Annotated in this window: 34 protein-coding genes, 1 tRNA gene and 1 pseudogene; 19 read left to right on the top strand and 17 right to left on the bottom strand. The window is 60.6% G+C overall.

What is annotated here, in order from left to right; translation table 11 throughout:
- The first annotated feature begins 78 nt into the window (after positions 1–78).
- From FW789_RS04055 to FW789_RS04030, 6 genes are all read left to right on the top strand, one after another.
- Positions 79–1,203 (top strand): hypothetical protein, encoded by a 1,125-nt coding sequence (locus tag FW789_RS04055; protein ID WP_446430973.1) that lies wholly within the window; start codon positions 79–81, stop codon positions 1,201–1,203.
- Positions 1,204–1,210: 7 nt separating this feature from the next.
- Positions 1,211–2,155 carry a recombinase RecT gene (locus FW789_RS04050; RefSeq protein WP_446430972.1) on the top strand — a complete coding sequence of 315 codons (945 nt, stop codon included), beginning with the start codon at positions 1,211–1,213 and terminating at the stop codon, positions 2,153–2,155.
- Positions 2,142–2,771 carry a lambda exonuclease family protein gene (locus FW789_RS04045; protein WP_446430971.1) on the top strand — a complete coding sequence of 210 codons (630 nt, stop codon included), beginning with the start codon at positions 2,142–2,144 and terminating at the stop codon, positions 2,769–2,771. Before FW789_RS04050 ends, FW789_RS04045 begins: the two co-directional genes overlap by 14 nt.
- Complete coding sequence (locus FW789_RS04040) at positions 2,768–3,286, top strand: hypothetical protein (RefSeq protein WP_446430970.1); 519 nt, start codon at positions 2,768–2,770, stop codon at positions 3,284–3,286. The genes FW789_RS04045 and FW789_RS04040 overlap by 4 nt, the downstream gene beginning before the upstream one ends.
- 72 nt (positions 3,287–3,358) lie before the next feature.
- Positions 3,359–3,724 (top strand): DUF7740 domain-containing protein, encoded by a 366-nt coding sequence (locus FW789_RS04035; protein ID WP_446430969.1) that lies wholly within the window; start codon positions 3,359–3,361, stop codon positions 3,722–3,724.
- Positions 3,699–4,037, top strand: a complete 339-nt coding sequence (locus FW789_RS04030) for a hypothetical protein (protein WP_446430968.1) — start codon at positions 3,699–3,701, stop codon at positions 4,035–4,037. Before FW789_RS04035 ends, FW789_RS04030 begins: the two co-directional genes overlap by 26 nt.
- Here the strand turns inward: FW789_RS04030 and FW789_RS04025 are convergent.
- Entirely contained in the window at positions 4,034–4,528 is a 495-nt protein-coding gene (locus FW789_RS04025) for a hypothetical protein (RefSeq protein ID WP_446430967.1), read from the bottom strand. The two genes, FW789_RS04030 and FW789_RS04025, sit on opposite strands and share 4 nt — an antisense overlap.
- 110 nt (positions 4,529–4,638) lie before the next feature.
- Here FW789_RS04025 and FW789_RS04020 point away from each other — a divergent pair, with 110 nt between their 5' ends.
- The 10 genes and pseudogenes from FW789_RS04020 to FW789_RS03975 all read left to right on the top strand — a co-directional run bounded on the left by FW789_RS04020 (position 4,639) and on the right by FW789_RS03975 (position 10,071).
- Positions 4,639–5,235: a hypothetical protein gene (locus tag FW789_RS04020; RefSeq protein ID WP_446430966.1), complete on the top strand. Its 597-nt coding sequence runs from the start codon at positions 4,639–4,641 to the stop codon at positions 5,233–5,235.
- 236 nt (positions 5,236–5,471) lie between these two features.
- Complete coding sequence (locus FW789_RS04015; protein WP_446430965.1) at positions 5,472–5,921, top strand: hypothetical protein; 450 nt, start codon at positions 5,472–5,474, stop codon at positions 5,919–5,921.
- An 82-nt stretch (positions 5,922–6,003) separates the two neighbouring features.
- Complete coding sequence (locus tag FW789_RS04010) at positions 6,004–6,378, top strand: hypothetical protein (protein ID WP_446430964.1); 375 nt, start codon at positions 6,004–6,006, stop codon at positions 6,376–6,378.
- Complete coding sequence (locus FW789_RS04005; RefSeq protein WP_446430963.1) at positions 6,375–6,644, top strand: hypothetical protein; 270 nt, start codon at positions 6,375–6,377, stop codon at positions 6,642–6,644. The genes FW789_RS04010 and FW789_RS04005 overlap by 4 nt, the downstream gene beginning before the upstream one ends.
- A complete protein-coding gene (locus FW789_RS04000; RefSeq protein ID WP_446430962.1) occupies positions 6,641–7,021 on the top strand; it encodes a DUF4406 domain-containing protein in 381 nt (126 codons plus the stop codon). Before FW789_RS04005 ends, FW789_RS04000 begins: the two co-directional genes overlap by 4 nt.
- Positions 7,018–7,206, top strand: a complete 189-nt coding sequence (locus tag FW789_RS03995; protein WP_446430961.1) for a hypothetical protein — start codon at positions 7,018–7,020, stop codon at positions 7,204–7,206. Before FW789_RS04000 ends, FW789_RS03995 begins: the two co-directional genes overlap by 4 nt.
- 43 nt (positions 7,207–7,249) lie before the next feature.
- Positions 7,250–7,759 (top strand): hypothetical protein, encoded by a 510-nt coding sequence (locus FW789_RS03990; RefSeq protein WP_446430960.1) that lies wholly within the window; start codon positions 7,250–7,252, stop codon positions 7,757–7,759.
- 21 nt (positions 7,760–7,780) lie between these two features.
- Positions 7,781–8,023: pseudogene (locus FW789_RS03985) on the top strand (DNA methyltransferase); the annotation flags it as partial.
- A 51-nt stretch (positions 8,024–8,074) separates the two neighbouring features.
- Complete coding sequence (locus FW789_RS03980; protein WP_446430959.1) at positions 8,075–8,566, top strand: hypothetical protein; 492 nt, start codon at positions 8,075–8,077, stop codon at positions 8,564–8,566.
- A 323-nt stretch (positions 8,567–8,889) separates the two neighbouring features.
- A complete protein-coding gene (locus tag FW789_RS03975) occupies positions 8,890–10,071 on the top strand; it encodes a tyrosine-type recombinase/integrase (protein WP_446430958.1) in 1,182 nt (393 codons plus the stop codon).
- Positions 10,072–10,173: 102 nt separating this feature from the next.
- Here FW789_RS03975 and FW789_RS03970 read toward each other — a convergent pair.
- The 9 genes from FW789_RS03970 to thrS all read right to left on the bottom strand — a co-directional run bounded on the left by FW789_RS03970 (position 10,174) and on the right by thrS (position 17,644).
- Positions 10,174–10,250, bottom strand: a tRNA-Pro gene (locus FW789_RS03970).
- Between the two features lie 98 nt (positions 10,251–10,348).
- Positions 10,349–10,705, bottom strand: a complete 357-nt coding sequence (locus tag FW789_RS03965) for a MerR family transcriptional regulator (RefSeq protein WP_101320614.1) — start codon at positions 10,703–10,705, stop codon at positions 10,349–10,351.
- Positions 10,686–10,988 (bottom strand): integration host factor subunit alpha, encoded by a 303-nt coding sequence (ihfA, locus tag FW789_RS03960; protein ID WP_002553164.1) that lies wholly within the window; start codon positions 10,986–10,988, stop codon positions 10,686–10,688. Before ihfA ends, FW789_RS03965 begins: the two co-directional genes overlap by 20 nt.
- Before the next feature lie 4 nt (positions 10,989–10,992).
- Positions 10,993–13,374, bottom strand: a complete 2,382-nt coding sequence (gene pheT, locus FW789_RS03955) for a phenylalanine--tRNA ligase subunit beta (RefSeq protein WP_446430957.1) — start codon at positions 13,372–13,374, stop codon at positions 10,993–10,995.
- Positions 13,375–13,405: 31 nt separating this feature from the next.
- Entirely contained in the window at positions 13,406–14,422 is a 1,017-nt protein-coding gene (gene pheS, locus FW789_RS03950) for a phenylalanine--tRNA ligase subunit alpha (protein ID WP_101320618.1), read from the bottom strand.
- A 109-nt stretch (positions 14,423–14,531) separates the two neighbouring features.
- Complete coding sequence (rplT, locus tag FW789_RS03945) at positions 14,532–14,888, bottom strand: 50S ribosomal protein L20 (protein ID WP_043860801.1); 357 nt, start codon at positions 14,886–14,888, stop codon at positions 14,532–14,534.
- A 27-nt stretch (positions 14,889–14,915) separates the two neighbouring features.
- A complete protein-coding gene (rpmI, locus tag FW789_RS03940; RefSeq protein WP_028696462.1) occupies positions 14,916–15,110 on the bottom strand; it encodes a 50S ribosomal protein L35 in 195 nt (64 codons plus the stop codon).
- Positions 15,111–15,170: 60 nt separating this feature from the next.
- Positions 15,171–15,722 carry a translation initiation factor IF-3 gene (infC, locus tag FW789_RS03935; protein WP_178080772.1) on the bottom strand — a complete coding sequence of 184 codons (552 nt, stop codon included), beginning with the start codon at positions 15,720–15,722 and terminating at the stop codon, positions 15,171–15,173.
- Positions 15,722–17,644 carry a threonine--tRNA ligase gene (gene thrS, locus FW789_RS03930; RefSeq protein ID WP_207073115.1) on the bottom strand — a complete coding sequence of 641 codons (1,923 nt, stop codon included), beginning with the start codon at positions 17,642–17,644 and terminating at the stop codon, positions 15,722–15,724. The genes infC and thrS overlap by 1 nt, the downstream gene beginning before the upstream one ends.
- 337 nt (positions 17,645–17,981) lie before the next feature.
- On the opposite strand from thrS, the gene FW789_RS03925 reads away from it, so the two are divergent.
- Positions 17,982–18,284 (top strand): hypothetical protein, encoded by a 303-nt coding sequence (locus tag FW789_RS03925; RefSeq protein WP_101320622.1) that lies wholly within the window; start codon positions 17,982–17,984, stop codon positions 18,282–18,284.
- A gap of 160 nt (positions 18,285–18,444) precedes the next feature.
- A complete protein-coding gene (locus tag FW789_RS03920) occupies positions 18,445–18,657 on the top strand; it encodes a cold-shock protein (protein WP_003179963.1) in 213 nt (70 codons plus the stop codon).
- 105 nt (positions 18,658–18,762) lie between these two features.
- Here FW789_RS03920 and FW789_RS03915 read toward each other — a convergent pair whose 3' ends face one another.
- Positions 18,763–19,086 carry an I78 family peptidase inhibitor gene (locus tag FW789_RS03915; protein ID WP_411562931.1) on the bottom strand — a complete coding sequence of 108 codons (324 nt, stop codon included), beginning with the start codon at positions 19,084–19,086 and terminating at the stop codon, positions 18,763–18,765.
- A gap of 284 nt (positions 19,087–19,370) precedes the next feature.
- Between FW789_RS03915 and FW789_RS03910 the strand changes: the two genes are divergently transcribed.
- Positions 19,371–19,586, top strand: a complete 216-nt coding sequence (locus FW789_RS03910; RefSeq protein WP_101320626.1) for a hypothetical protein — start codon at positions 19,371–19,373, stop codon at positions 19,584–19,586.
- Here the strand turns inward: FW789_RS03910 and FW789_RS03905 are convergent.
- The 6 genes from FW789_RS03905 to FW789_RS03880 all read right to left on the bottom strand — a co-directional run bounded on the left by FW789_RS03905 (position 19,558) and on the right by FW789_RS03880 (position 25,512).
- Positions 19,558–20,565, bottom strand: coding sequence for a nucleoside hydrolase (locus FW789_RS03905; RefSeq protein ID WP_446430956.1), 1,008 nt, complete (start codon positions 20,563–20,565; stop codon positions 19,558–19,560). The genes FW789_RS03910 and FW789_RS03905 overlap by 29 nt on opposite strands.
- Before the next feature lie 64 nt (positions 20,566–20,629).
- Complete coding sequence (rbsD, locus tag FW789_RS03900; RefSeq protein ID WP_186699040.1) at positions 20,630–21,034, bottom strand: D-ribose pyranase; 405 nt, start codon at positions 21,032–21,034, stop codon at positions 20,630–20,632.
- Positions 21,031–21,939: a ribokinase gene (gene rbsK, locus FW789_RS03895; RefSeq protein WP_103437800.1), complete on the bottom strand. Its 909-nt coding sequence runs from the start codon at positions 21,937–21,939 to the stop codon at positions 21,031–21,033. The genes rbsD and rbsK overlap by 4 nt, the downstream gene beginning before the upstream one ends.
- A gap of 9 nt (positions 21,940–21,948) precedes the next feature.
- Positions 21,949–22,974 (bottom strand): LacI family DNA-binding transcriptional regulator, encoded by a 1,026-nt coding sequence (locus FW789_RS03890; RefSeq protein ID WP_103437801.1) that lies wholly within the window; start codon positions 22,972–22,974, stop codon positions 21,949–21,951.
- 4 nt (positions 22,975–22,978) lie between these two features.
- Positions 22,979–23,962: an ABC transporter permease gene (locus tag FW789_RS03885; RefSeq protein ID WP_101320636.1), complete on the bottom strand. Its 984-nt coding sequence runs from the start codon at positions 23,960–23,962 to the stop codon at positions 22,979–22,981.
- A complete protein-coding gene (locus FW789_RS03880) occupies positions 23,959–25,512 on the bottom strand; it encodes a sugar ABC transporter ATP-binding protein (RefSeq protein WP_446430955.1) in 1,554 nt (517 codons plus the stop codon). The genes FW789_RS03885 and FW789_RS03880 overlap by 4 nt, the downstream gene beginning before the upstream one ends.
- Between the last annotated feature and the right edge of the window lie 20 nt (positions 25,513–25,532).

Below are 25,532 nucleotides of genomic sequence, written 5' to 3'. Positions count from 1 at the left end.
CTGGGTCAACCTCATGCTCGGGTGACCTGGCATTCCCCTATTCCAACTGACGGCGCCGGCCTGGCGCGAGGTTTTCCAATGTCCGCAGAACAGAAACTGATCGCGATCGAAGAGATCAGCGAAGCGAACGCCCCGGCCATCTACGTGGCCGGCGGCCTGCAGCAATTCATCGACCTGGTGAAGGGTGAAGTCCTGGGCGAAGTACCCGACCTGAAAACCCGCAAGGGTCGCGAGCGCATCGCCAGCCTGGCCGCCAAGGTCAGCAAGTCCAAGACCGCTGTCGAAAAGCCGGGCCGCGACTACCTGCGTCGCCTGAAGGAAATGCCGAAGGTGGTCGAGGCCGAGCTGCGCGAGTTCGTGACCAAGATGGACACGCTGCGGGATGAAACGCGCCGGCCACTCACCGAGTGGGAGGCCGCTGAGGATGCCCGGATCGACCGCCACAACGACCGTCTGAACTGGCTGAAGACTTTGGCCGACGATCTGGGAGAGCTGAACTCCCTGCAACTCAAAGGCCTTATTGCCGAAGCCGAAGGCATGCAGCTCGGTGCCCATTGGGAGGAATTCGAGGCTGAGGCCGGAGCCGTGAAGGACAAAGTTCTGTCCGCGCTGCGCGCCGCTTTGACCAAGCGGGAGACATTCGAAGCCGAACAGGCGGAGCTGGTCCGCCTGCGCCGCGCGGAGGAAGAGCGCGCCGAGCAAGATCGCATCCGTGCAGCGCAGGAAGCCGCTGTCGAACTGGAGCGCCAGCGCGTGGCCCAGGAGCAGCAAGCTGAACGCGAAGCCGCAGCCCGCCGCGAGCAAGAGCTGATTGACCAGGCCGCTACTCAGGAGCGCGAAGCCGAGAACCAGCGCCTCCAGCTCAAGTTGCAGGCCGAACAAGCAGAGCGCGCCAGGATTCAAGCCGAAGCCGACCGCGTTGCTGCCGAGCAGCGTGCAGAGCAGCAGCGTCAGGCAGCAGCAATCCAAGCTGAGCGAGACATTGAGCTGGCCCGTGAGGACGAACGCCGCCGCGCTGATGCCGCTGCCGCCGAGATCCTCCGGCAGCAGGAAGCCCGCGAGCGTGACGAGGCACACCGCCGCAGCATAAATCGCGCCGCCCTTGAAGCCTTCATGGCAGAGGGCATGCCTGAGTCATGCGCCAAGCAGGCGGTCAAGCTGATCGCCCAGCGCAAGATTCCGAACATCGCCATTTCCTACTGAGGTCGCCATGAGCCAGGCAGTAGCAACCATCTCGCAGGACATTTACGCGCAGCGAAACCAGTTCGCCAACGTGCTTACCGACCGCTCGCTTAACTTCGAGCGCGAGGCCGAATTCGCCATCCAGGTGATCACGTCGAGCGAGTACGCCACAAAGGTGGCCATGCAGAACCGGCAGTCAGTGGCCAACGCGATCACCAACATCGCGGCCATCGGCATCAGCCTGAACCCGGCCAAGAAGCAGGCGTATCTGGTCCCGCGCGACGGACGCATCTGCCTGGACATCAGCTACATCGGCCTGATGGACCTGGCAATGTCGACCGGCGCCATCCGCTGGGCGCAGGCCGAGCTGGTCTACGCTGCCGATGCTTTCAGCCTGAACGGCTTCGACAAGCCGCCAACCCACTCCTACAACCCGTTCGCGAAGGACCGCGGCGAGGTGATAGGCGTGTACGTGGTGGTGAAGACCTCCGACGGCGACTACCTGACCGAGACCATGAGCATCGAGGATGTGAACGCCATCCGGGATCGCTCAAGCGCTTGGAAGGCCTGGGTCAGCAAGAACAAATCCTGCCCATGGGTCACCGACCCGGGCGAGATGGCCAAGAAGACCGTGGTGAAGCGCGGCTACAAGTATTGGCCCAAGACCGAGCGTCTTGAACAGGCAATCCACCACCTGAACACGGACGGCGGCGAGGGGTTGGCTACCTTGGCAGGATCAGCGCCAACGGATCCGGAAATGGTGAATAGCTGGATCGCCCTGGCACAGACGGCCGGCAGTCTGGAAGCGCTTACCGATGTGTACCAGCAAGCCACGGCCGCCATGAAGCAGGCCAAGGATGCATCTGGCCACGCCCGGTTCAAGGCAGAGGTGACGAAGCGCGCAGACGCACTTAAGGCCCAAGCCGCGCCCATAGAAGGTGAATCTGAGGAGGTGTTAGATGGAGCAGCGTAGCGCTGAATGGTTCGCGGCACGCCTTGGGTGCGTGACCGCCAGCCGAGTTAAAGACGTGATGGCCAGCGGCCGTGGAGGCGCGCCGTCAGCTACTCGGAAGAACTACATGATGGAGCTTCTGTGTGAGCGCCTCACCGGTCAATCGGGCGGCGCGGACCTTTCCCGCAATACTGCCGTGCAGCGCGGCGTAGAGCTTGAGCCGTTTGCGTGCATGGCCTACGAGGCTGACAAAGGCCTGATAGTGGCTGAAACCGGGCTGGTCATGCACCCGGCCATTCCGGGCTTCGGCGCTTCGCCGGACGGCCTGGTCGGCGATGATGGTGTGCTGGAGATCAAGTGCCCGAACACAGCCACCCACATCGCCACAATGCAGTCCGAACGGCACGATCCGCAGTACGAGTGGCAGATGCTCGCCCAGATGGCCTGCACCGGCAGAGCCTGGGCGGACTTCGTCAGCTACGACGACCGCCTCCCTGAGCCGCTTCAGTACGTGTGCCATCGCTTCGAGCGAGATTTCAAGCGCATCCGCGAAATGGAGTCCGAGATCAAGGCGTTTCTGGAAGAGCTCGGCGACCTGGAGAAGGAAATGCGCGAGCGGATGAAGGAGGCAGCATGAACCCATCAATCGACTTGGAGGCAGCGAAAGCTGCCTTTCTTTCATCTGGCGGAAGCATCGTGTCGCTTGAAGGCTTCGAATACGTGCCGCATCGGAAGCACCGCGATGTCGAAAAGGTACAGGCCGCCAAGCCAAAGCCGCAGAGCGCAAAGAAGAAGCGGCGCCACGATCAGCTTGTCTACCTGCGTTCGCTGGCCAAGACCATGACTTGCGCAGAGGCGCGCGAACGAACAGGGCTGTGCCGGACCACCCTGTATCTGGCAGCCGTCGAGGGTGGCTTCTCATTCCAGCCCGAGCCGCGCACCGCGCGACCAACCGGTGAGCGCCAGTACGCCAGCCCCGAGGCCGACAAAGAACTGGCCCGGCAGATCACCGAGCTGCGCGACGCCGGGCTAAACCGGACCCAGGCCAAGGCCAAGCTCGGAATCTCCGATCGCAAGTTCTGCCGCGTCATCCACCTGTTCGGCGTCGACTACCCCAAGGTTGAGGGCAAGCGATGCGACGGACCAATCTGAAAACCCAGGTCCGCCAGCGCCGCCGGCAAGAACAGTTCCACCTGCCGCCCAGCGGCCTATCGGAGCACCCACATGCAAAAAGCACCCTCTGGAGTAGTGACCCTGCCAGCCTGGATGAATCGTCCGGTGAAGAAGCTGTACATCACCCGCAGCGGCGGCCAGTACCGGCCTGATGATGTGGCCGTGGCCTTCGCGCTGAGCCTGAAGGTTCACGACAGTGCCGATGAGCTGCGCAAGCTGGCCCGGCGCCTGGTCGACAAGGTCTGCCTGGAGCACCAGCCGAACCTGAAACGCCTATCCCGCGAGCCTGACGACGCCAAGGTGTTCGACGCCGCGCTCAAGATCATCAACCGGGTATGCGACCTGCTCGACATCGGGCCGAGCACCCGCTTTGTGCGCAATGGAGGCGATGATGGCTCTGACGCCGAAGCAGCGTAATGAAAACGCTGAGAGGAAACGCATCAAGTTCGACGAGAAGGCGCTGAGGCACCGGGTACGCCCGGGCATCCATCAGGCGATGGACCGGATCTGCGAGCGGTCCAAAGGCATGCAGATAAACGAGGTGCTTCAGATGGCGATCCTGAAGATGGACGCAATGAGCGATGATGATCTGGCCAAGTTCCTGATGGTGCGCCACGAAATCTTACTTAGCGAAGATGTGGTGCAGGCATTCTACGACGCCAGCGTGCGCAGCATCGTTTCTGACCCCGATCAGGATTCAGATGACCAGATCGATCGACCTGCGGCTTAACGCATTATCACTTTCACTTCGTAGCCTTTCCCAGTTGGCCAGTCATCGCGAACTACCTCAACCACGCCTTTTCCGACTTGCTCCGAACCGCCTTCGCCCTTCTTGATGAGCTTTGCCACTGAGTCAGGAAGGCCGGCACCTAGAGCCCGCTGTGAAAGCTTTTTCGATGCCGCTAGCAGCGCTGCAGTGCCCGACGCGGAATGGGAAGGCTGGTTGTAGTTGAGAACCAACTTGACCTCATTCGCGGAAGAACCTGCTCCAGCCACGTAGTAAGCAAGATTGTTAGCCATGCCCGTTGAACTGCTTCCGATGTCCTTATAGTCACTGGCGCAACCTGACGACCCATCGCCGTAGTCATCAACCCACTTCCGCCCCTTCAAGCCTGCATCTGCGAGCAGTGCACAAGCCTTTGAAGGCTCCGGGGTCAGGATTTCAGCGGACACAGATGTGGCAATGGTCAATGACGCGGCGATCAGAAAAAGCTTTTTCACGACAGGCTCCCTGCCGGCCCCATGCCGGTCACCCGTAATACCCCATCCCAAACCAAATTGCCACCATGCCGCATCCGGCCACGGAGGGCGGCGTATGCATGGAGAAAGCCATGGACAAGCACACCAAGATCCTCATCGCCGAGATTCCTGGCGAATGGACCGATCGCACCCGCTCCGGGCACACCAACATCTGGAACGGCAAGGACCACGACCGGCCGCACCGGAACGGCCTGCCGGAAGTGAGGCTTGAGCCGCCAGAAAAGGGCCTATACGCCGAGCGTATCGACGGCGCCTGGTACTGGGTATCAGGCTGCAACAAGTGCAACGGTGAGGCGGGCAAGTGGAGCTACATCGTCTGCGACGTGCACAACGTCTGCAACTGCTGCGGAACCCACCGTTCCCAGCTGACAGACACCCCGTGGGGCACTCGAGACGGATTCAACTGCAAGCCTTGCCAAGAGCGCATCGACGCTGCTGCAAAAGCAGAGGCCCTGGCCAAGTTTGCCGAAGCTGAGTACGACGAATCGGATTTCGAGTATCAGGACGAGTGCAAATGCCCGCACTGCGCCTCTGTCATCCATATCGAAACGGAAGATTACGGCGACAAGGCGATGGACTGCGACGTTTGCGGCGGCAACTTCGAGCTAACCCTCAATTACGAGGTCACCTTCAGCACCAAGGTGATCGGCGAGCGAGTTACGGCCTGACCCGCGCTGCCCGCCAGCGCCCTCCCCTATTCAACGATAACGCCTCCCCGGCGAGGGCGGCGCCTGCCTGGAGACCGCATGAAGCCCATCCCCCGCTCCTACTCCCGGCCCCGAGTCGGTATGCCCCAGTTCACGCTTTCAAACGTATGTGACGAGTGCGGCGGTAGTCGCGCCCACGGCAACCACAAGGCCTGCTCGAAGAAGCGACAGGCAAGGTATCAATCGGAGAATCGAGCATGAGCCTGCACCGAAAACTGAACGAGCGGGAGCGTATGGCCTACGCCAGTGTCGCGCGCCTTGAACGAGAGCGCGACGATCTGCGCGCCCAGCTGGCCGAGCGTGATGCGCTGCTGACAGACCTTGGTGTCGAGCCTAAGGAGGTTTCGGATATCTACCAGAAGGTATTGAAAGACGCAGAGCGTTATCAACTTGTTCGTGAACGGCTTTCCGTCGATGACTTCCCCAACCCACACCCTGAATGGTCAACGCCAACTGAAAGCGAAAGTTCGCGGATTGACGAGCTTTGCGACGCCGCCCTATCCGCCAGCGCAGAGCCGACCGCGGCGATTGAGATCGATCATGACGCGCTTGTCGCAGCGGTTTGCGTGCTGCGCAGTCAAGGCCTGGGGAATTTGTCTCAGGCCGTGGAAGTCGCCCGCGCCGCCCTGGAGCGCAAGCGCTACTGATCGCAGGAGTACATCCGTACTCTTCAGCTGTAACCCCTCTCCCCTCTATTCACTGCCGCGATATGGCGGCCAAGGAACGACCGTGTCCGAAGTAGACGAACGCGACCTCGAACTGCTCAAGCTGGCCGCCAAGGCAGCACGCCTTGAGATCGAGCCATGCACCTGCCGCGATCCAAAGTGGCCTTTCCGCCTGAAGGGTCAGTCGGGTGTGCGTGCTCACTGGAACCCGCTGATCAACGATGGCGATGCACTGCGCTTGGCCGTACTGATGGGCCGCGGTGATCGCCTGGGCATCCAGATCCACATCGTCGAGCCGTTCGACGGCGACACGGACGCGTACACCATTGTGGATGCTGAGCGCTTTGGTGAGTTCGACATCTACCACGGCGATGATCCATTCCGGGCCACCCGCCGGGCAATCGTTGAGGCTGCCGCAGCGATCGGGAGCAGATCATGACCCGCCTCGCCCTCTGCCTCCTGCTGCTGGCCACCGGCGCCAGCGCAGCCCCGCGCGACACCCGGCCACTGCCTTACAGCGCACAGGTCTACCACGACGATCATCGTGCAGTGACCTGCTGGCAGTTCTCGAATGGACTGAGCTGCATCCCCGATAGCCAGCTGCAGGCCGGCAACGAGCGCCAGCTCTCCCCGCACGAAAAAGATTCAGGACCTACACCCGCACTGGCGCCTGGGCGCTGGATTGATGAGAGGTATGAGCTGTGAGCCAAACAAACGTAACCAGCACGGAACGCGCCGTCCTTCTCACCGACGACCGCGCCAACCGCGTCTATATCGCCGGCCCCATGACCGGGTTGCCTGAGTTCAACTTCCCGGCGTTCCACGCCATGGCGGCGGCGATGCGCGCCGAGGGATGGCACGTTGAAAACCCGGCCGAGCACGGCCACGTCGAAGGCGCCGAGTGGGCAGACTATCTGCGATTCGATATCGGACGGCTCTCGACCTGCGAAGCCATGATGCTGCTGCCAGGCTGGGCGAGGTCGCGCGGCGCTCGCCTGGAGGTGCACATCGCCAAGGAGATCGGTATGCGCTTGATGTTTGCTGATGGCGCGGAGCCTGTTGATCACCAGGAGGCAGCATGATCGAACAACTCACGCTGAACGAACTTGAAGCTGCTATCAAAGGCCGCGCCATTCCTGGCGACCTGCGATGCGGCGAATCCATCGCCCAGTACCTGTACCGCGAGATACAGCGCCTGGCCAAGGAGCGCGACAACCTGCGCGAAGACCGTGACGGCCTGCTGGAATCAGGAGCGCACCTACTATGATCGCCCTCGCCTACATGGCCTACCTGATCTACAGGGGGCCGCGATGAGCGAAGTCAGCCTGTACCAAGGCGACTGCCTGGAGGTAATGAGGTCGATCCCAGATGCCAGCGTCGACCTGGTGCTGGCTGATCTGCCCTACGGCACTACGCAGTGTGCCTGGGATGTGGTGATCCCATTCGCGCCCCTCTGGAAGCAGTACTTGAGAATCACCAAGCCAGAGGCGGCCATCGTGCTCTGCGCTGCCCAGCCGTTCACCTCCATGCTCGTCGCAAGCAACCCAGGGATCTACAAGTACGAGTGGATCTGGGAGAAAGGCGCGGCAACTGGTTTCCTGAACGCCAAGAAACAGCCTTTGCGGGCGCACGAAAGCGCCCAGGTCTTCTACCGTCGCCAGCCGGTGTACAACCCACAAATGACTTCGGGGCACGAGCGCAAGACCTCAAAGCGTAAGTCGGTTGAATCTGAGTGCTACGGGAAGGCGCTGCAACTAACCGAGTACGACTCGACGGAGCGGTACCCGAGGTCGGTGCAATTCTTCTCGAGCGACAAATAGACAGCAAGCCATCACCCGACACAGAAGCCAGTGGCTTGGATGCAGTTCCTGATCGCCACCTACACCAATCCTGGCCAGGTGGTACTCGACAACACCATGGGTAGCGGCACGACCGGCGTTGCCTGCATCCAGCTGGGCCGACGCTTCATCGGCATCGAGCAGGACGAGGCGCATTTCGGTACCGCGCAACAGCGCATTGCCGAGGCGATCACCATACGCGACACCCCGGCTGCGCAGATCGAACTGTTCGAAGCGCGCGCCTAACCCCTCCCCCTACTACTCAAGCCCGCCGACATGCGCGGGCGAGGATTCATCATGCCCAAAGTACTGCTACGCGACGTCGCCATGGGCTGCATTTCCGACATGGCCCAACACCTGCCCGAAGGCTGCGAGCTGTTCGTCATCGCCTGCCGGCCAGGCAAGGGCGATTTCGACCTGGTGCTGCCTTCGCCTGAGGCAAACCTGAACAACGCCCTAGATGCGCTCCGCCGCCAGGGCCTGAGCATCGACGGCGCCAACATCTACAAGCAGGCCGTGTGCGACCTTGCCGTCGGTGCCATGGCCATGGGCAAGCAGAACAACAACCCGCCGCCCACCGGCCATTGGGGGGCGCAATTCTGGGACATCGGACGGGCCGAGGGCGAACTGCAAGAGCAGCTGGTCCACGCACTGCGCCTGGCGCGCAAAGAGCTGGATGCCTGCCAGCGGGTGATCCATTACGCAGGCGGATTCGATCCGGCCTACGTCAATGATGCCCAGGCGGCGCTCAAGGTCGCCGACGCGGTACTCCAGAAGACGCCAGCCTGACCACCAACCTGCCGCCACGGGCGGCGTGGAGACCATCCAATGGCGAATGCCACAGCAGCAGTTCAGCCAGGCCTCCTGCCGAGAATCATCCGGGTCGGTGAAGCGCCCGGCTACCTCGGCATGTGCAAGGAAGAATTCAAGAACACCGTCAGGCCCTATGTCCGTGAATTCCCCATCGGCAAACAGGGTGTGGGCTTCGACCGCCTTGAGCTTGATGCCTGGATGGATTCCTACATCGAAGCGATGGCCGTTGAAAAGGCGAGCAATCAAGACAACAATCGACCCCGCAGCGTAAGCAAGGCAGCGGAGTCCAAGGAGACTCCATGGCCAAAAAGGCAATCACAGGGCTCCAGAAAATGCCAAACGGCATCTGGAAAATCGACAAGATCTACCGGGGAGAACGAATTCAAGAGAGCACTGGCACTTGTGAAAGGGAAGAGGCAGAGCAGTACCTGATCCACTTGCTGGAGAAGATGCGGCAGCGCAAGGTCTATGGCGTTCGCGAGATCAAGACGTTTTCCCAAGCTGCTGCGAAGTACCTGGTTGAGCACAAAGAGCAGCCATCGATCAGGCTCACAGCGCTTTATCTGGAGCAGGTGGTCGAGTACATCGGCCACCTTCCATTGACGCACATTGACGACGAAGCATTGGCCGCCTACGTGCGCGACCGGAAGACTGATTCGGTGATGCCAGGTGGGAAGGTAAAGAAGGGAGTCAGCAACAGGACAATCAACATCGCGATCGAGCGAGTGATCCGTGTTCTGCAGCTGGCCTGCCGGAAGTGGCGGGATGAAGAGCGCCGGCCGTGGCTCGACAGCGTGCCGCTGCTAACCAAGCTGGAAGAGAAGAAAGCGAGCCGAAAGCCCTACCCGATGTCATGGGAGGAGCAATCGATTCTTTTCGGGGAGTTGCCAGACCATCTGCAGCGAATGGCCCTGTTCAAGGTGAACACGGGATGTCGGGAGCAGGAGGTGTGCAAGCTGAGGTGGGATTGGGAGATCTTCGTGCCTGAACTCGACACCAGTGTGTTTCTCATCCCCGCCGAGTTCGGCGGGAGGCACGAGAACTCAGGAGTGAAGAACCGGGACGAGAGACTGGTTGTGCTGAACGGCGTGGCAAGGTCGATCATCGATAAGCAGCGCGGCATCAGTCGTGAGTGGGTTTTCCCGTACAACGGCACTGCGATGCACCGGATGAACGACTCGGCCTGGAAGAAAGCGCGGGTGCGCGCGGCGAAGCTCTGGCAGGAGCAACACTTGCGGCCGGCACACCCCGGGTTCGCCTCCATACGCGTGCATGATTTGAAGCACACTTTCGGGAGAAGGCTCAAAGCGGCAGGCGTCACGGAAGAGGACCGCAAGTCGTTATTGGGCCACAAGAACGGCAGCGTGACCAGTCACTACTCCGGCGCGGAGCTTGGTCAGCTGATCGAAGCAGCAAACAGGGTTTCGGCCACGGATTCACGCGGGCCGGTGCTGACCATCTTGAAGAGGAGAATTGGATGACGAAAAAGGCGAAGTCACTCGAAAAGTCACTAGCCCTGAAATTTACGAGCGCCCATAAAAAAACCCAGTCGCCGCTAAGTGACTGGATTCTTTAGGGATTTTTGGTCGGGACGGAGTGATTCGAACACTCGACCCCTTGCACCCCATGCAAGTGCGCTACCGGGCTGCGCTACGCCCCGAACTGCTCTCGATACTGCTGAGAACGTTACAAAATCTACCCTAACCTTTTGATTAATGAAAGCTTTTTTTCGAAAAACTTTCCACTCGTCGGATCAGGTTATTTCTTCAACACCACCAGCACATCTTCCAACTCGACAATCATCTGCCGAATCATCTGCTTGTACTGCGTCGTGTCGTCCTTGGCTTCATCACTAGACATGCGCAACCGCGCACCGCCGATGGTGAAGCCTTGGTCGTACAGCAGCGCGCGGATCTGGCGGATCATCAGCACGTCTTGGCGCTGATAATACCGGCGGTTGCCGCGGCGTTTGACGGGGTTGAGCTGGGGGAATTCCTGCTCCCAGTAGCGCAGCACGTGCGGTTTTACCGCACAGAGCTCGCTGACTTCACCAATGGTGAAGTAGCGTTTGCCCGGGATGGGGGGCAGCTCGTCGTTATGACTTGGTTCCAGCATAGGCCTCAACCCGGGCTTTCAATTTCTGCCCTGGACGAAAGGTGACGACGCGGCGTGCGGTGATCGGGATTTCTTCCCCGGTTTTGGGGTTGCGGCCCGGCCGTTGGCGTTTGTCGCGAAGGTCAAAGTTGCCGAATCCGGACAACTTGACCTGCTCGTTATCTTCAAGCGCGTGGCGGATCTCTTCGAAAAACAACTCGACGAGTTCCTTCGCCTCTCGCTTGTTAAGCCCAAGCTCCTCGTACAGCCTCTCGGCCATCTCAGCTTTCGTCAGAGCACCCATGCCGTTATTTCCTTAACGTGGTGTTCAACCTTTGTTCGAGCGAGGTGAGGATCAATTGCAGGGTGGCGTTCACCTCATCGTCATTAAGAGTGCGCGATGGATGCTGCCAGGTCAAGCCGACCGCGAGGCTTTTTCTATCAGGATCAATGCCTTTACCCTGGTAGACGTCAAACAGCCTGAGGTCTGTGAGCCATTCGCCTGCATTGTCACGAATTGCTTCAAGGACGTCGCTGGCGGCCACATCACGGCCGGCAATCAGGGCCAGGTCGCGGCGGGTTTCAGGGAACTTGGACAGTTCGCTGAATTTCGGCAGGCAACCTTCGACCACTTCTTCCAGGATCAGCTCGAAGACGAACACCGGGCGGTCCAGGTCGAGGGTCTTGGCCAGCTCTGGGTGCAGAGCACCGAGGTAGCCGACTTCCTTGCCGTCGCGTTCGATACGGGCGGTCTGGCCTGGGTGAAGGGCTGGGTGCTTGCCCGCGACGAACTTGAACTCACCGAGCGCGCCGGAGTAACCCAGCACCGCTTCAACGTCGGCTTTGACGTCGAAGAAGTCGATGCCATCGCGTGGGTTGGCCCAGCCTTCTGGCAAGCGGGTACCGGTGACGACGCCGGCGAGCATCGGCTGCTGCTTGAGGTCGCCGAGCTGGCCGACAAAGCGTTGGCCGCTCTCGAACAGGCGCACGCGGTCTTGCTGGCGGTTAAGGTTGTGCTGCAGTGCTTTGACCAGGCCAGGCCACAACGAGGCGCGCATAGCGGCCATGTCGTTGGAAATCGGGTTGGCCAGCAGCAGCGGCTCGACGCCAGGACTGAACAGCTCGAACAGTTTCGGGTCGATGAAGCTGTAGGTGATTGCTTCCTGATAACCGCGTGCTACCAGCAGACGGCGCAGGGTTGGCAACTCACCGCGGGCTTCCGGCGCGCCTTTGGGGGCGAGTCGGGCTTGCGGATAGCGCACTGGCAGGTGGTTGTAGCCATACAGACGGGCCAGTTCTTCGATCAGGTCGACTTCAAGACTGATATCGAAGCGGTGGCTTGGCACTTGTACCGTCCACTGCCCTGCCCCATCGGCGCTGGTGGTCAGCTCGAGGGCATTGAGCAATTGCTCGACCTGGGCGGGGTCCATGTCCATGCCGAGCATCTGGCTGATGCGTTCAGCGCGCAGGGTGATCGGCGCAACTTTCGGCAGGTGCTGCTCGCTGACTGCTTCGACGATCGGGCCGGCTTCGCCACCGACGATTTCCAGCAGCAGCGCGGTCGCGCGCTCCATGGCTTCGCGGGCCAGTTGCGAGTCGACGCCGCGCTCGTAGCGGTGCGAGGCATCGGTGTGCAGACCGTAGGAACGGGCCTTGCCAGCGACGGAAATCGGCTCGAAGAAGGCGCTCTCAAGGAACAAATCTCGGGTCTGCTCGGTATTCACGCCGCTGTGCTCGCCACCCATGACGCCGGCAATGGCCAGGGCCCGGGTGTGGTCGGCGATGACCAGGGTGTCGCTACGCAGGGCGACTTCCTGACTGTCGAGCAGGACCAGCTTCTCGCCTTCCTCAGCCATCCGCACGCGGATGCCACCGTTGATTTCGGCGAGGTCGAAGGCGTGCATCGGCTGGCCGAGCTCGAGCATCACGTAGTTGGTGATGTCGACTGCAGCGTCGATGCTGCGCACGTCGCTGCGGCGCAGGCGTTCTACCAGCCACAGCGGGCTTGGCTTGGCCAGGTCGACGTTGCGGATCACGCGGCCGAGGTAGCGCGGGCACGCGGCCGGGGCCGAGACTTCGACCGAGCGCACTTCGTCGTGGCTGGGGGCAACGGCCGGCACGTCGATGCGGGTAACCGGCACGTCGTACAGGGCGCTGACATCGCGCGCCATACCGGCCACCGAGAGGCAGTCGCCACGGTTCGGGGTCAGGCCGATTTCGATGCTGGCGTCGTCGAGGTTGAGGTATTCACGGATGTCCTGACCAACCGGCGCATCGGCGGCCAGTTCAAGCAAGCCGTCGTTTTCTTCACTGATCTGCAACTCGGCAGCCGAGCACAGCATGCCGTTGGATTCAACGCCACGCAGTTTGGCCTTCTTGATCTTGAAGTCGCCTGGCAGCTCGGCTCCGATCATGGCGAAGGGGATCTTCAGGCCCGGGCGCACGTTAGGCGCGCCGCAGACGACCTGGAAGGCCTCCTGGCCGTTGCTGACCTGGCACACGCGCAGCTTGTCGGCATCCGGGTGCTGCTCGGTGCTGAGCACTTCGCCGACGATGATACCGCTGAACTGGCCAGCCGCCGGCGTGACGCTGTCGACTTCGAGGCCGGCCATGGACAGACGAGCAACCAGCTCGTCGCGGGAGACTTGCGGGTTTACCCAACCGCGCAGCCACTGTTCACTGAATTTCATGCTGTTCTCCTGAATATGGTCGAGGTGTGGCCTAGCGGAATTGCGCCAGGAACCGCAGGTCGTTGTCGAAGAACAGACGCAAATCGTTGACGCCATAACGCAGCATGGCCAGACGCTCGGCGCCCATGCCGAAGGCAAAGCCCTGGAACTCTTCCGGGTCGATGCCAGACATGCGCAGCACGTTCGGATGGACCATGCCGCAGCCCATCACTTCCAGCCAGCCGGTCTGCTTGCACACGCGGCAGCCTTTGCCGGAACACATCACGCACTGAATGTCGACTTCAGCGGACGGTTCGGTGAAGGGGAAGAACGACGGACGGAAACGTACATCCAGCTGCTTCTCGAAGAACACCCGCAGGAATTCTTCGATGGTGCCCTTGAGGTCGGCGAAGTTGATGTCGCGATCGATCAACAAGCCTTCCACCTGGTGGAACATCGGCGAATGGGTGATATCCGAATCGCAGCGATAGACGCGGCCAGGGCAGACAATGCGAATCGGCGGCTGGGTCGATTCCATGGTACGTACCTGCACTGGCGAGGTGTGGGTGCGCAGCAGCATGTTGGCATTGAAGTAGAAGGTGTCGTGCATCGCCCGGGCCGGGTGGTGACCGGGGATGTTGAGCGCTTCGAAGTTGTGATAGTCGTCTTCGACCTCAGGGCCTTCAGCGATGCCGTAGCCAATGTGGGTGAAGAACTGTTCGATGCGTTCGAGGGTACGGGTGATCGGGTGCAGGCCGCCGGTGGTCTGGCCACGGCCCGGCAGGGTCACGTCAATGCATTCGGCAGCCAGGCGAGCGCTGAGCTCGGCCTCTTCAAAGCCAGCCTTGCGCGCATTGAGCACTTCGGTGACGCGTTCCTTGGCGTCGTTGATCAGCGCTCCAACCTTGGGGCGCTCTTCGGCTGGCAGGTTGCCCAGGGTCTTCATCACCTGGGTCAGCTCGCCTTTCTTGCCGAGAAATTGAACCCGGATCTGTTCCAGGGCATTGATGTCTTCAGCGCGCTCCACAGCTTCCAGGGCTTGGGAGACCAGCGCGTCCAGGTTTTCCATGTACAGACTCCAGATACAAAAATAGGGGAAGAGCTTTGAAGGCTCTTCCCCTATCGATGACGTTCAACACCCGACGGCGCATGCGCCGCCGGATGATTGTCGTGGGTACTTAAGCCAGAACGGCTTTAGCTTTCTCGACAATCGCAGCAAACGCCGCTTTTTCGTTCACTGCCAGGTCAGCCAGAACTTTACGGTCGATTTCGATCGACGCTTTTTTCAGGCCAGCGATCAGGCGGCTGTAAGACAGACCGTTGACGCGAGCACCAGCGTTGATACGAGCGATCCACAGAGCGCGGAACTGACGCTTTTTCTGGCGACGGTCACGGTAGGCGTATTGACCAGCCTTGATGACAGCCTGCTTGGCAACACGGAATACGCGCGAACGTGCACCGTAGTAACCTTTAGCCAGTTTCAGAATTTTTTTGTGACGCTTACGAGCAATTACGCCGCGCTTTACACGAGCCATGAGTAACTTCCTCTATCTAGACCAGAATTAACGAACGCGCAGCATGCGCGCGACTTTTGCCACGTCAGACGGGTGCAGCATGCTGCTACCACGCAGTTGACGCTTACGCTTGGTCGACATTTTGGTCAGGATGTGGCTCTTGAAAGCGTGCTTGTGCTTGAAGCCGGTCGCCGTTTTCAGGAAACGCTTCGCTGCACCGCTCTTGGTTTTCATTTTTGGCATGTTCGTAACTCCGCATTGGGGTGGATAAACATAACCGCAAGGCCTGCCGTGCCCTGGTGGTTATTTCTTTTTCTTGGGGGCGATGACCATCAAAAGTTGGCGTCCTTCCATCTTCGGATGCTGTTCGACGGTCCCGTATTCGGCGAGATCAGCTTCGATCCGCTTCAGCAGTTCCATACCCAGCTCCTGGTGGGCCATCTCACGACCACGGAATCTCAGAGAGATCTTGGTCTTGTCCCCATCACTTAGGAAACGTACCAGGTTGCGTAGTTTTACCTGGTAATCCCCTTCCTCCGTCCCTGGACGAAACTTGATTTCTTTGATCTGGATGATCTTCTGGTTTTTCTTGGCTGCAGCCTGTTGCTTCTTCTTCTCGAACAGGCTTTTGCCGTAGTCCATGACTTTACAGACAGGAGGTACGGCGTCAGCAGAAATCTCTACCAGATCCAGCTTCGCTTCTTCAGCGATACGAAGCGCTTCTTCGATCGAGACGATGCCCAACTGTTCACCGTCAGCACCAATTAACCGAACCTCGCGTGCAGAGATATTCTCGTTGATCGGGGCCTTCGGTGCAGCTCGTTTATCGTTTCTCATATCACGCTTAATAATCATTACTCCGATTCTTGGCGACCACGCCGGGAAACCGCATGCGCAAGGAACTCGGCGAATTGGGCGACGGGCATGGAGCCCAGGTCTGCGCCTTCGCGAGTACGCACAGCGACGGTTTGCGTTTCGACTTCACGGTCCCCTATAACCAAAAGGTACGGGACCTTGAGCAAAGTATGCTCGCGGATTTTAAAGCCGATCTTCTCATTTCTCAAGTCAGACTTGGCACGAAAACCGCTATCGGTCAGATTTTTTTCAACCTGAAGGGCAAAATCGGCCTGCTTGTCAGTGATGTTCATGATCACTGCCTGGGTTGGCGCCAGCCAAGCCGGGAATACGCCAGCGTAGTGCTCGATCAGCATACCGATGAAGCGTTCGAACGAACCGAGGATGGCGCGGTGCAGCATTACCGGGCGCTTGCGCGCGTTATCTTCGGCAATGTAGCTGGCGTCCAGACGCTCAGGCAGGTTCGGATCGTACTGCAGGGTACCACACTGCCAGTTACGGCCGAGGCAGTCACGCAGGGTGAACTCGATTTTCGGGCCGTAGAAGGCGCCCTCGCCCGGCTGATATTCCCACTCCAGGCCGGATTCATTGAGTGCATCAGCCAGGGCGCCTTCGGCGCGATCCCACAGCTCGTCCGAACCGACACGTTTGGCCGGACGGGTCGACAGCTTCATGGCGACGTCGACGAAACCGAAGTCTCTATAGACATCGAGGGTCAGCTTGATGAAGTCGGCCGCTTCTTTCTTGACCTGATCTTCGGTGCAGAAGATGTGCGCATCATCCTGAACGAAACCACGCACACGCATGATGCCGTGCAACGCACCGGATGGCTCGTTACGGTGGCATGCACCGAACTCGGCCAAACGCAGTGGCAGGTCGCGGTACGACTTCAGACCTTGGTTGAACACCTGCACGTGGCACGGGCAGTTCATCGGCTTGACCGCGTAATCACGGCTTTCCGACGATGTGGTGAACATGTTTTCGGCGTAGTTGGACCAGTGACCGGAACGCTCCCAGAGGATTCGATCGACCACTTGCGGGGTCTTGATCTCAAGGTAACCGTTCTGACGCTGCACAGTACGCATGTACTGCTCGAGCACCTGATAAACAGTCCAGCCGTTCGGATGCCAGAAGACCATGCCCGGCGCTTCTTCCTGCAGGTGGAACAGGTCGAGTTGCTTGCCGATCTTGCGGTGATCGCGTTTCTCGGCTTCTTCGATGCGCTGAATGTAGGCAGCCAGCTGCTTCTTGTCAGCCCAGGCGGTGCCGTACACGCGCTGCAGCTGCTCGTTCTTTGCGTCGCCGCGCCAGTAGGCACCGGACAGCTTGGTCAGCTTGAACGATTTGAGGAAGCGGGTATTGGGCACGTGCGGACCGCGGCACATGTCGACGTATTCTTCGTGATGGTACAGACCCATGGCCTGCTCATCCGGCATGTCCTCAACAAGGCGCAGCTTGTAGTCTTCGCCACGGGCCTGGAACACGTCGATGACTTCGGCGCGCGGGGTGACCTTCTTGATGACGTCGTAGTCTTTCTCGATCAGCTGCTGCATGCGCTTTTCGATGGCAGCGAGGTCATCAGGGGTGAAGGGGCGCTCGTAGGCGATATCGTAATAGAAGCCGTCATCAATGACCGGGCCGATTACCATCTTGGCGGTCGGGTACAGCTGCTTGACTGCGTGGCCGACCAGGTGGGCGCACGAGTGACGGATGATTTCCAGCCCCTCTTCATCTTTAGGGGTGATGATCTGCAGGGTGGCGTCGTGTTCGATCAGGTCGCAGGCATCGACCAGCTTGCCGTCGACTTTACCGGCCAGGGTGGCCTTGGCCAGGCCAGCGCCAATCGAGGCGGCGACTTCGGCTACGGATACAGCGTGATCGAACGAACGTTGACTGCCATCGGGAAGAGTAATGGTGGGCATGGCGCCTCCTCTCCTAGTGGTGACCCCTACCAAAGGTCACGTGGGTTGGGATGAGCCAGTACAAGATCCGACCTGCCTTCCTTAAATAGAGGAAGCCTGCCTCACAGTGGCAGAAGCCTTTCGGCTTGTCAGGGGCGAACCAGAGTGACTGGAAATAGAAAGATAGCTGCTGGCTGCCTCTGGGCAACTGCAAGCCGAGCATGCTAGCACGCAGGTTAGCGGCCAGGCACGAATATTTGGTAAATGCGTAAATCCGGTGAACTGTGAGTAAAAATGCCTATCAGATTTGCTGATGCATCCGATTTTCATCAGACCTATATCAAGGGAGTGTCTGGTTATGCGACTTCAGTCTCTTCTGGCCCTGACCGCCGCGGGGGCACTGCTGCTGCCCATGGCGGCCCAAGCCGACTGGCCAGCCGGCAAGAAAGACGCCTACATGCAGCAATGCGTGCAGGTGGCCACCCAGCAAGGCGTCAGCGCCAAGGATGCCGACACCCACTGCAAGTGTGGTGCCCAGGCAATCGAGAAGAATTTCAGCAAGGCGGAGATCGAAGACCTCGACAGCAAGGACGGTGTTGACGCGAAATTGATGCAAAAGGCTCAAACTGTGGTAAAACAGGCGTGCACGACGAAAGGTTGACCGCCTAACAGCGGGCTTCCGAGCCTTTATTTGCGCTGTATCAGTTTTCTTCGCAGTTAAAAGGCGCGACACGCGCAGAATTAGACTATGATGTACCTGGCGCACGCAGCTTCGGCTACATCTGCACCGATAAAAAATTACGTTTCTGGAGATTCACCCCATGTCCAATCGCCAAACCGGCACCGTCAAGTGGTTCAACGATGAAAAAGGCTTCGGCTTCATCACTCCTCAAGGCGGCGGCGACGACCTGTTCGTACACTTCAAAGCCATCGAATCCGACGGCTTCAAGAGCCTGAAAGAAGGCCAGACTGTTTCCTTCGTTGCCGAAAAAGGCCAGAAGGGTATGCAGGCTGCACAGGTTCGTCCGGAGTAATTCGGATGCTGTAAAAAAACCCGCCCTCGTGGCGGGTTTTTTTATGCCTGAATTCTACAGATTGGTCGCCGCCGCCCATGGCGCCAGCGACCATTAAAGAGCAAATCAGCCGCAGTTGACGCGGACGACGTTACCCTGCTCGTCAACATTGAGGTTGAGCCGCTCGGAGCGGTACTCCAGGGTGACCATATCGTGCGGCTTGAGGATGCGGGCCATTTGCGAGCCGCTGGCTTTACGCGCCTGCTCAAGCAGCTCGGGCGTGCCCGGTTTGCCTACGGTGAAGTCAGCGCCGCTGGCGTTACAGCGGCCATCGGTGCCAGCCGAGGCTGCCGGTGCACTGCTGTCACCGTCCGGCGCGCTGCCAGTGCTGCAACCAGCCAGCGCAACAGCTACCAGCACGGTTGCCAGAGAAGCACGGGTACGGAACATGAATCCTCCTAATCATCATGGGAACTGCTATATGCGACAGTAGTGCGCAATATTCGTTGCAAAACGCCCAAGTGTGCCTGACTCGCGCCCGCGAGGGGAAACAGCAATCGTCACCAGGTTTTGCACCGAATAAATAGTTTGTCGCGCACGGACTGTTATGCCTAAGTCGCAGGGCTCTTGACGCAAAGGCATGATTTACTGCAATAAGTGGAGTGCAGCATGCCTCCCTACGAACGCCAGGGCCCGGTGTTCGATCTATAGTCCGAACCAACGAGAAATTTCCAATGCGCAGCCTCAGCATCGATGCCGACATCCAGGTCCACTTACCCGCGGGCCATCGCTCGTACGCACCAGGCACCGCCGAGGAGCTTATGCTGATTGCCGTGGACCTGCTGGTACACGAACTCGGCAACGAAGGCTCCCGCAGCTTTATAGAGCAAGTGCTGGAGCGCTACGCGCCCCAGGCGGCAGCTATGGCAATCGAGCCAGCCGCTCGCTGAGCAGATCGAACAAGCCCTGGGCATCTCCTTCCTCTACCCACATGACATTGGCGGGCTGCTTGAGCACGCCATACCAGTCGGCAACGGTCTGACCGAAGGTCGGGCCTTCGCGACTGTCGACACTCATGTGGACCTGCCGCCCGCTGAACATCTCTGGTTTGAGCAGATAAGCAATGACGCTCGCATCATGTACCGGCCCGCCGGGCATGCCGTAGAGCTGCATGTCATGCTGAATGTAGGCATTGAGGATGTCCACGACCTGCTTGCTGGCGCGGTTGTTGACCGAGCTCAACTGCTTGAGCCGAGTATCGCTGGTCAGCAGCTTGTGGGTGACATCCAGAGGCAAGTAGGTGAGCTTGACGCCACTGGCCAACACCACCTCAGCGGCATGCGGGTCCGCGTACAGATTGAATTCAGCGACTGGCGTGATGTTTCCGCCATTGAAGTGGGCGCCGCCCATAACCACGACTTCCTTGATGCCTTGGGCGATTCCTGGCTGCTGGATCAGCGCCAAGGCCAGGTTGGTCTGAGGCCCAAGCATGGCGATGGTGATGCTGTGCGGCTTGGCTGCGCTCAGGGTATCGACCAGATACTGCACCGCATTGCCCGCGGCCAAGCCTTGCTTTGGCTCATGCACCTGCACGCCGGTAATGCCCTCCTCGCCGTGAACCTCAGCGGCGTAGATGGGCACGCGCACCAAAGGTCGCCCAGCACCGGCGTAGACCGGTATGTCTTCGCGCCCAGCCCATTCACGGGCCAGACGCGCGTTGCGGGCGGTTTTCTCTAGGCGCACGTTGCCGGCAACCGTGGTGATCGCGCGAATGTTCAGCTCCCCGGGTGAAGCCATAGCCAAAAACAGCGCCACCAGGTCATCGGCACCAGGGTCGGTGTCGATGATCAACTCGTGCGGGGCGGCGTGCAGCATCGAGGTGGTTACAGCGGCCATGAGGGCGGCTCCTTGCAGCAGTTTCTTCAACATAAGGCACTCCTGCGCCAACAGTTTGCAAATTCAGGCCACGCCACGGCGGATCGAAGCCAACAGGTCAAAACGTGACGCCAGCGACCAGTGCGATATTGCTGAATGGCTTGCACTCCCCGGTGCGCACAATGACCTTGGCCTGACGACTCAGCAGCTTGAACTCACTGTGCGGCATCTGCTGGCGAACGCCGAGCAAGCCCAGCGCGCTGAGCTGCTGGATTTCAGCCAACGCCGGTGGCGCGACCTCGAACAGCTCGGCCGCCAAGACATGCCGTTCGACCTGCATTTCGCTCAGCACCACCCGCAGTACACTGGCAAAGTCCGGCAAGCCCGAGGTAATGGCCAGGTCGATCAATTCCACGCCAGCCGGCACCGGCAAGCCGGCATCACCGATCACCACGATGTCGCCATGACCCAGGCCGGCAATCGTGCGCGACAGAGCAATATTGAGCAGTGCGGTCTTTTTCATGGCTGCAGCTCCGTCAGATAGGGAATCGAGGGCTGCGCTCCCGCACGAGTGACCGATATGGCGGCCGCGCGCTGACCGAGAGTGATCGCCTCAGCCTCACTCAGCCCACGCGCCAAGCCAGCGGCAAAGCCACCGATAAAGGTGTCACCGGCCGCGGTCGTGTCGAGCGCTTTGACCGGCGTTGCCGGATAGTGCTGGCAGCCTTGCGCGCTCACCAGCAAAGCGCCCTCGCTACCGAGGGTCACGATCACTTTGCCGACCCCGAACGCGAGCAACTGCTCGGCAGCGCGGCGGGCGCTGTCCTGGTCGCTCACCGTAATGCCGGTCAAAGCCTGGGCCTCGCTTTCGTTGGGCGCGAGGTAGTCGATGTTGGTAAACCAGTCTGCCGGCAGCGGGCCGGTAGCGGGGGCAGGATTGAGAATCACCGTCTTGCCCAACTCACGGGCTCGGACCAAGGTCCAGGCGACTGTTGCCTGGGGCACTTCCAGTTGGCAGATAACGATATCAGCGGCCTGCAACAAGCTGTCAGCGCGCTGCACCGACTCGGCGCTGAGCAGGCCGTTGGCACCGGGGATCACCACAATTGCGTTCTGGCTGGCAGCGTCCACCACGATCAGCGCCACTCCGCTGGAAACACCCGCGCAGCTAGCCACTGCCTGGCAATCAACGCCTTCGACCTGCAGCGCTTGTAGCAGCTGCGGGCCATAGGCGTCATCACCGACATTGCCGATCATGGCCACGCTGGCGCCAAGGCGCGCCACGGCCACCGTCTGGTTGGCGCCCTTGCCGCCGGGCACCGTGAAAAAACCGTCGCCGGTCAGCGTCTCGCCGGCTCGCGGCAAGCGCTCGGCGCGGGCCACCAAGTCCATGTTGAGGCTGCCGACCACTACTACCTTGGCATGCATGGGACGTCCTTAGCGGTAATCATTGAACAGGTCCGGGCGTGGCCCGGTAGATTCGCGCATGATGATGCGCGGGGCGATGATGCGCTGCTCGGCCGGGGCGTCGTGCCGCGGCCTGGCGATGCGCGACAGCAGCAATTCGGCAGCACTCTCGCCCAGCTCGCGAATCGACTGGCCTACGGTGGTCAGCGGCGGGTATACGTAGCGGCTGAGCTCGATGTCATCGAAACCGATCACCGATAGCTCGGCCGGCACGCTGATATTGCGCTCGGCGGCCGCGCGCAGGACGCCAAAGCCGATCATGTCGTTGCCGGCAAAAATCGCCGTGGGCCGCTGGCCGTCGAGCAACTGCGCCGCAGCAGCGTGGCCGCCTGGGCTGGTGAAATCACAGTGCAACACACGTGCTGCGCTGATCTCAGCCTGCGCCTCGGCCATAGCCCGGTGAAAACCGGCCACGCGCAACTGGCTGACCCCGGTCTCGGCTGGCCCGCCAATACAGGCGATGTCGCGGTGGCCGAGCTCGAGCAGGTGACGGGTGGCGAGGTAAGCGCCTTGTTCGTGGTCGATCCGCACCAGGTCGGCATCAACGCCCTCCAGCGCGCGGTCGACGATGACCATCGGCGTGCGCACACAGGCCAGGCTCTGCAGCAAGTCACTGTCTTCACCGACTGACGCTACCACCAGGCCATCAATGCGCTTTTCCAGCAGTACGCGCAGGTAGCTGCGCTGCTTTTGCGGATTGTCGTCGGAGTTGCACAGGATCACGCAGTAGCCATTACGCTCGCAGCCATCCTCAATGCCCCGGGCCAGCTCGGCAAAGTACGGGTTGACACTGCTAGGCACCAACAGGCCGATAGTGGCGGTACTGCGGGCCTTGAGCGAGCGGGCTACGGCACTGGGCACGTAGTCGAGTTCGGCGATGGCCGCCTCGACCTTCAGGCGCACCTGCTCGCTGACCGGACGGGTCTTGTTCAGCACATGGGAAACGGTGGTGTAGGAAATCCCCGCCATTGCCGCGACATCTTTGATGGTTGCCATGGTTTCAGTTCCGCCGGCTCGCGCGCCGGCTGCGATAAGTGTCGAGCACCACGGCGATCACAATGACCGCCCCGGTGATAATGCGTTTGGTTGGTTCGGAAGCGCCGATCTGAGCCAGCCCGGCGGCCAGCACCGAAATGATCAGCACCCCGAAGAATGTACTGATAACTGAGCCACGCCCGCCCATCAGGCTGGTACCGCCGATCACCACGGCGGCAATTACCTGCAGTTCAAGGCCAGCACCGGCGTTCGGGTCGGCGGCCTCCAGACGAGAAATCTGGAACAGCGCGGCGAGGCCGGCGAGTAGGCCCATCAGGGTGAACACCATGATCTTGTACGGCCGCGGGTCGATCCCGGCCAAGCGTACAGCTTCTTCATTGGTACCAATGCCGATCAGGTAGCGGCCGAACACCGTGCGTGTCAGTACAAGGTGGGCAACGACGATGACCAGCAAGGCAATGATGAAGGCTGGCGAGATGCCAAATGCTACTGGATTGGAAAACCAGGCGTAGGCATCGCCGATATAGGCCGTGCGCGAATCAGTGAACTGATAGGCCAGGCCACGGGCCATTTCCAGCACACCGAGCGAGACGATAAAGGATGGAATGCGCCAGGCCACGGTAATGCAGCCAGTGACGCTGCCAGCCAGGGCGGCGACTGCCATGCCCAACAGCGCAGCGGGCAAAACGCTCCAGCCCCACCCCAGGATTGCCACGCTGACTGCCGAGGCTGCCAAGGCCAGCACCGAGCCCACCGACAGGTCGATGCCACCGATGATCAACACCAGCGTCATGCCTACTGCCAGCACCATCAGATCGGGAATCTGGTTAGCCAGGGTACTGAAGGTTGCGTACGACCAGAAATGGCTGCTCATAAACGAGAACAGCACAATCATTGCCAGCAATGCGCCGGCCAGCCCCAGGTAAGTACCAAGGCCCAGATAGGTGCCGCTGCGGCGAGCGGGAGTGTCGACGGGAGAGCTGTTCATGCGTCCATCCTGGGAGCTGCCTCATGCAGCAGAGCATCACGTTGTTGATAACCGGCAAACGCCGCGGCAAGCAGTTGATCCTGGCTCCAGGCATCGCGCTCGAAGGTGTCGATCAGGCGCCCCGCAGAGAGCACACCGATGCGATCGCAGATCAGCATCAGCTCGCGCAGGTCACTTGAAACAACCACCAGCGCCTTGCCCTGGCGCGCCAACTCGGCAAGCAGGCCATAGATGTCGAACTTGGCGCCAACGTCGATACCCCGGGTCGGCTCGTCGAACAGCAGTACCTGGCAGTCGCGCTCGAGCCAGCGGCCAATCACCACCTTTTGCTGATTGCCACCGGACAACTCACTGACAGCCTGCGCCGGGCTTGCGCTGCGAATGCGCATGGCGCTGATCTGGCGCTCGGCCAAGGCTGTTTCGGCAGCGCTGTTGATGACCCCAGTACGGGACACGGCGCCCAGGTTACCGAGGGCAATATTGGCGCTGATCGACTGCGTCAGCAGCAGCCCCTCACCTTTGCGATCCTCGGTAATCAATGCAATGCCAGCACGCACAGCGGCCTTGGGCGAGTCGACACTGATCGGCTGCGGCGGCTGACCAAGGGCAACGCTGCCGCTGTCGGCGCGGTCAGCGCCGTAGATCAGCCGCAGCAGTTCGGTACGGCCGGCGCCGATCAGGCCGGAGATACCAAAGATCTCCCCTGCCCTCACCTCGAATGAAACCTCGCACACCTTGCCGGCACGGCTGAGCTTGTCGACCTTGAGCAGCGGCGGGCCGATCTGGCGCCTGCCCAGGTCGATGTGCTCGCCCACGTCACGACCGACCATCAGGTTGACCAGCTCGGCACTGTTGTAACGTTGGATCGGCTCGGCGCACACCAGCTTGCCATCGCGCAGCACCGCGATGCGCTGGGCCACACGCTGCAGCTCTTCAAGCCGATGGGATATGTACACGATAGCCACGCCGCGCTGACGCAGGCGCTCGATCTGAACAAACAGCAGCTCGACCTCGCGGGCAGTGAGCATCGCCGTAGGCTCGTCGAAGATCAGCACCCGGCAATCTCCAATCAGGTTGCGGGCGATCTCGACCATCTGCTGATGGCCGATACCCAACTCACCAACCAGGGTATCCGGGTCAATCGCGTCCAGGCCCACCTGCGCCATAGCGGCGACCGCCAACTGGCGCAGACGCTTGTGATTGATCCAGCCGAAACGGCTGGGCAAGTTGTCGAGAAACAGGTTCTCGGCAACCGTCAGGGTGGGCAGCAGGTTCAGCTCCTGCATCACCATACGCACCCCAAGCCCCTCTGCCGCACTGCGGCTGGCAGGGCTGTAAGGTTGGCCGAGGTAGCTCATGTGCCCAACGGTGGGAATTTCCAGGCCGCTGATCAACTTCGATAGCGTGCTTTTGCCGGCGCCGTTCTCACCGGTCAGCGCCAGCACTTCGCCGGCGTACAGCTCCAGCTCGACGTCAGCCAGCACAGGCTGGGCGTAGCTCTTGCCCAGCCCGCTGACCGCGAGCACCGTTTGCGTGGCCGATGCAGACATGGCCGGGTCTCCTGCCTGGA

It is taken from the genome of Pseudomonas sp. 1121_17 (genome assembly GCF_052850745.1).
The sequence above is the reverse complement of the archived record's forward strand: the minus strand, read 5'-3'. Positions and strand labels throughout refer to the sequence as shown.

What these genes read in the sequence shown, in the direction of transcription:
- FW789_RS04040 (WP_446430970.1), top strand. Translation starts at nt 2,768, where the DNA reads ATGAACCCATCAATCGACTTGGAGGCAGCGAAAGCTGCCTTTCTTTCA.
- infC (WP_178080772.1), bottom strand. Translation starts at nt 15,722, where the DNA reads ATGATTATTAAGCGTGATATGAGAAACGATAAACGAGCTGCACCGAAG.
- pheT (WP_446430957.1), bottom strand. Translation starts at nt 13,374, where the DNA reads ATGAAATTCAGTGAACAGTGGCTGCGCGGTTGGGTAAACCCGCAAGTC.
- FW789_RS03965 (WP_101320614.1), bottom strand. Translation starts at nt 10,705, where the DNA reads ATGCTGGAACCAAGTCATAACGACGAGCTGCCCCCCATCCCGGGCAAA.
- FW789_RS03980 (WP_446430959.1), top strand. Translation starts at nt 8,075, where the DNA reads ATGCCCAAAGTACTGCTACGCGACGTCGCCATGGGCTGCATTTCCGAC.
- FW789_RS03885 (WP_101320636.1), bottom strand. Translation starts at nt 23,962, where the DNA reads ATGAACAGCTCTCCCGTCGACACTCCCGCTCGCCGCAGCGGCACCTAT.
- FW789_RS03890 (WP_103437801.1), bottom strand. Translation starts at nt 22,974, where the DNA reads ATGGCAACCATCAAAGATGTCGCGGCAATGGCGGGGATTTCCTACACC.
- FW789_RS03975 (WP_446430958.1), top strand. Translation starts at nt 8,890, where the DNA reads ATGGCCAAAAAGGCAATCACAGGGCTCCAGAAAATGCCAAACGGCATC.
- FW789_RS04055 (WP_446430973.1), top strand. Translation starts at nt 79, where the DNA reads ATGTCCGCAGAACAGAAACTGATCGCGATCGAAGAGATCAGCGAAGCG.
- FW789_RS03995 (WP_446430961.1), top strand. Translation starts at nt 7,018, where the DNA reads ATGATCGAACAACTCACGCTGAACGAACTTGAAGCTGCTATCAAAGGC.
- rbsD (WP_186699040.1), bottom strand. Translation starts at nt 21,034, where the DNA reads ATGAAAAAGACCGCACTGCTCAATATTGCTCTGTCGCGCACGATTGCC.
- FW789_RS03915 (WP_411562931.1), bottom strand. Translation starts at nt 19,086, where the DNA reads ATGTTCCGTACCCGTGCTTCTCTGGCAACCGTGCTGGTAGCTGTTGCG.
- thrS (WP_207073115.1), bottom strand. Translation starts at nt 17,644, where the DNA reads ATGCCCACCATTACTCTTCCCGATGGCAGTCAACGTTCGTTCGATCAC.
- FW789_RS04015 (WP_446430965.1), top strand. Translation starts at nt 5,472, where the DNA reads ATGAGCCTGCACCGAAAACTGAACGAGCGGGAGCGTATGGCCTACGCC.
- rpmI (WP_028696462.1), bottom strand. Translation starts at nt 15,110, where the DNA reads ATGCCAAAAATGAAAACCAAGAGCGGTGCAGCGAAGCGTTTCCTGAAA.
- FW789_RS03920 (WP_003179963.1), top strand. Translation starts at nt 18,445, where the DNA reads ATGTCCAATCGCCAAACCGGCACCGTCAAGTGGTTCAACGATGAAAAA.
- FW789_RS03880 (WP_446430955.1), bottom strand. Translation starts at nt 25,512, where the DNA reads ATGTCTGCATCGGCCACGCAAACGGTGCTCGCGGTCAGCGGGCTGGGC.
- rbsK (WP_103437800.1), bottom strand. Translation starts at nt 21,939, where the DNA reads ATGCATGCCAAGGTAGTAGTGGTCGGCAGCCTCAACATGGACTTGGTG.
- FW789_RS04005 (WP_446430963.1), top strand. Translation starts at nt 6,375, where the DNA reads ATGACCCGCCTCGCCCTCTGCCTCCTGCTGCTGGCCACCGGCGCCAGC.
- FW789_RS04020 (WP_446430966.1), top strand. Translation starts at nt 4,639, where the DNA reads ATGGACAAGCACACCAAGATCCTCATCGCCGAGATTCCTGGCGAATGG.
- ihfA (WP_002553164.1), bottom strand. Translation starts at nt 10,988, where the DNA reads ATGGGTGCTCTGACGAAAGCTGAGATGGCCGAGAGGCTGTACGAGGAG.
- FW789_RS03910 (WP_101320626.1), top strand. Translation starts at nt 19,371, where the DNA reads ATGCGCAGCCTCAGCATCGATGCCGACATCCAGGTCCACTTACCCGCG.
- FW789_RS04030 (WP_446430968.1), top strand. Translation starts at nt 3,699, where the DNA reads ATGGCTCTGACGCCGAAGCAGCGTAATGAAAACGCTGAGAGGAAACGC.
- pheS (WP_101320618.1), bottom strand. Translation starts at nt 14,422, where the DNA reads ATGGAAAACCTGGACGCGCTGGTCTCCCAAGCCCTGGAAGCTGTGGAG.
- FW789_RS03990 (WP_446430960.1), top strand. Translation starts at nt 7,250, where the DNA reads ATGAGCGAAGTCAGCCTGTACCAAGGCGACTGCCTGGAGGTAATGAGG.
- FW789_RS03925 (WP_101320622.1), top strand. Translation starts at nt 17,982, where the DNA reads ATGCGACTTCAGTCTCTTCTGGCCCTGACCGCCGCGGGGGCACTGCTG.
- FW789_RS04050 (WP_446430972.1), top strand. Translation starts at nt 1,211, where the DNA reads ATGAGCCAGGCAGTAGCAACCATCTCGCAGGACATTTACGCGCAGCGA.
- FW789_RS04045 (WP_446430971.1), top strand. Translation starts at nt 2,142, where the DNA reads ATGGAGCAGCGTAGCGCTGAATGGTTCGCGGCACGCCTTGGGTGCGTG.
- FW789_RS04035 (WP_446430969.1), top strand. Translation starts at nt 3,359, where the DNA reads ATGCAAAAAGCACCCTCTGGAGTAGTGACCCTGCCAGCCTGGATGAAT.
- rplT (WP_043860801.1), bottom strand. Translation starts at nt 14,888, where the DNA reads ATGGCTCGTGTAAAGCGCGGCGTAATTGCTCGTAAGCGTCACAAAAAA.
- FW789_RS03905 (WP_446430956.1), bottom strand. Translation starts at nt 20,565, where the DNA reads ATGTTGAAGAAACTGCTGCAAGGAGCCGCCCTCATGGCCGCTGTAACC.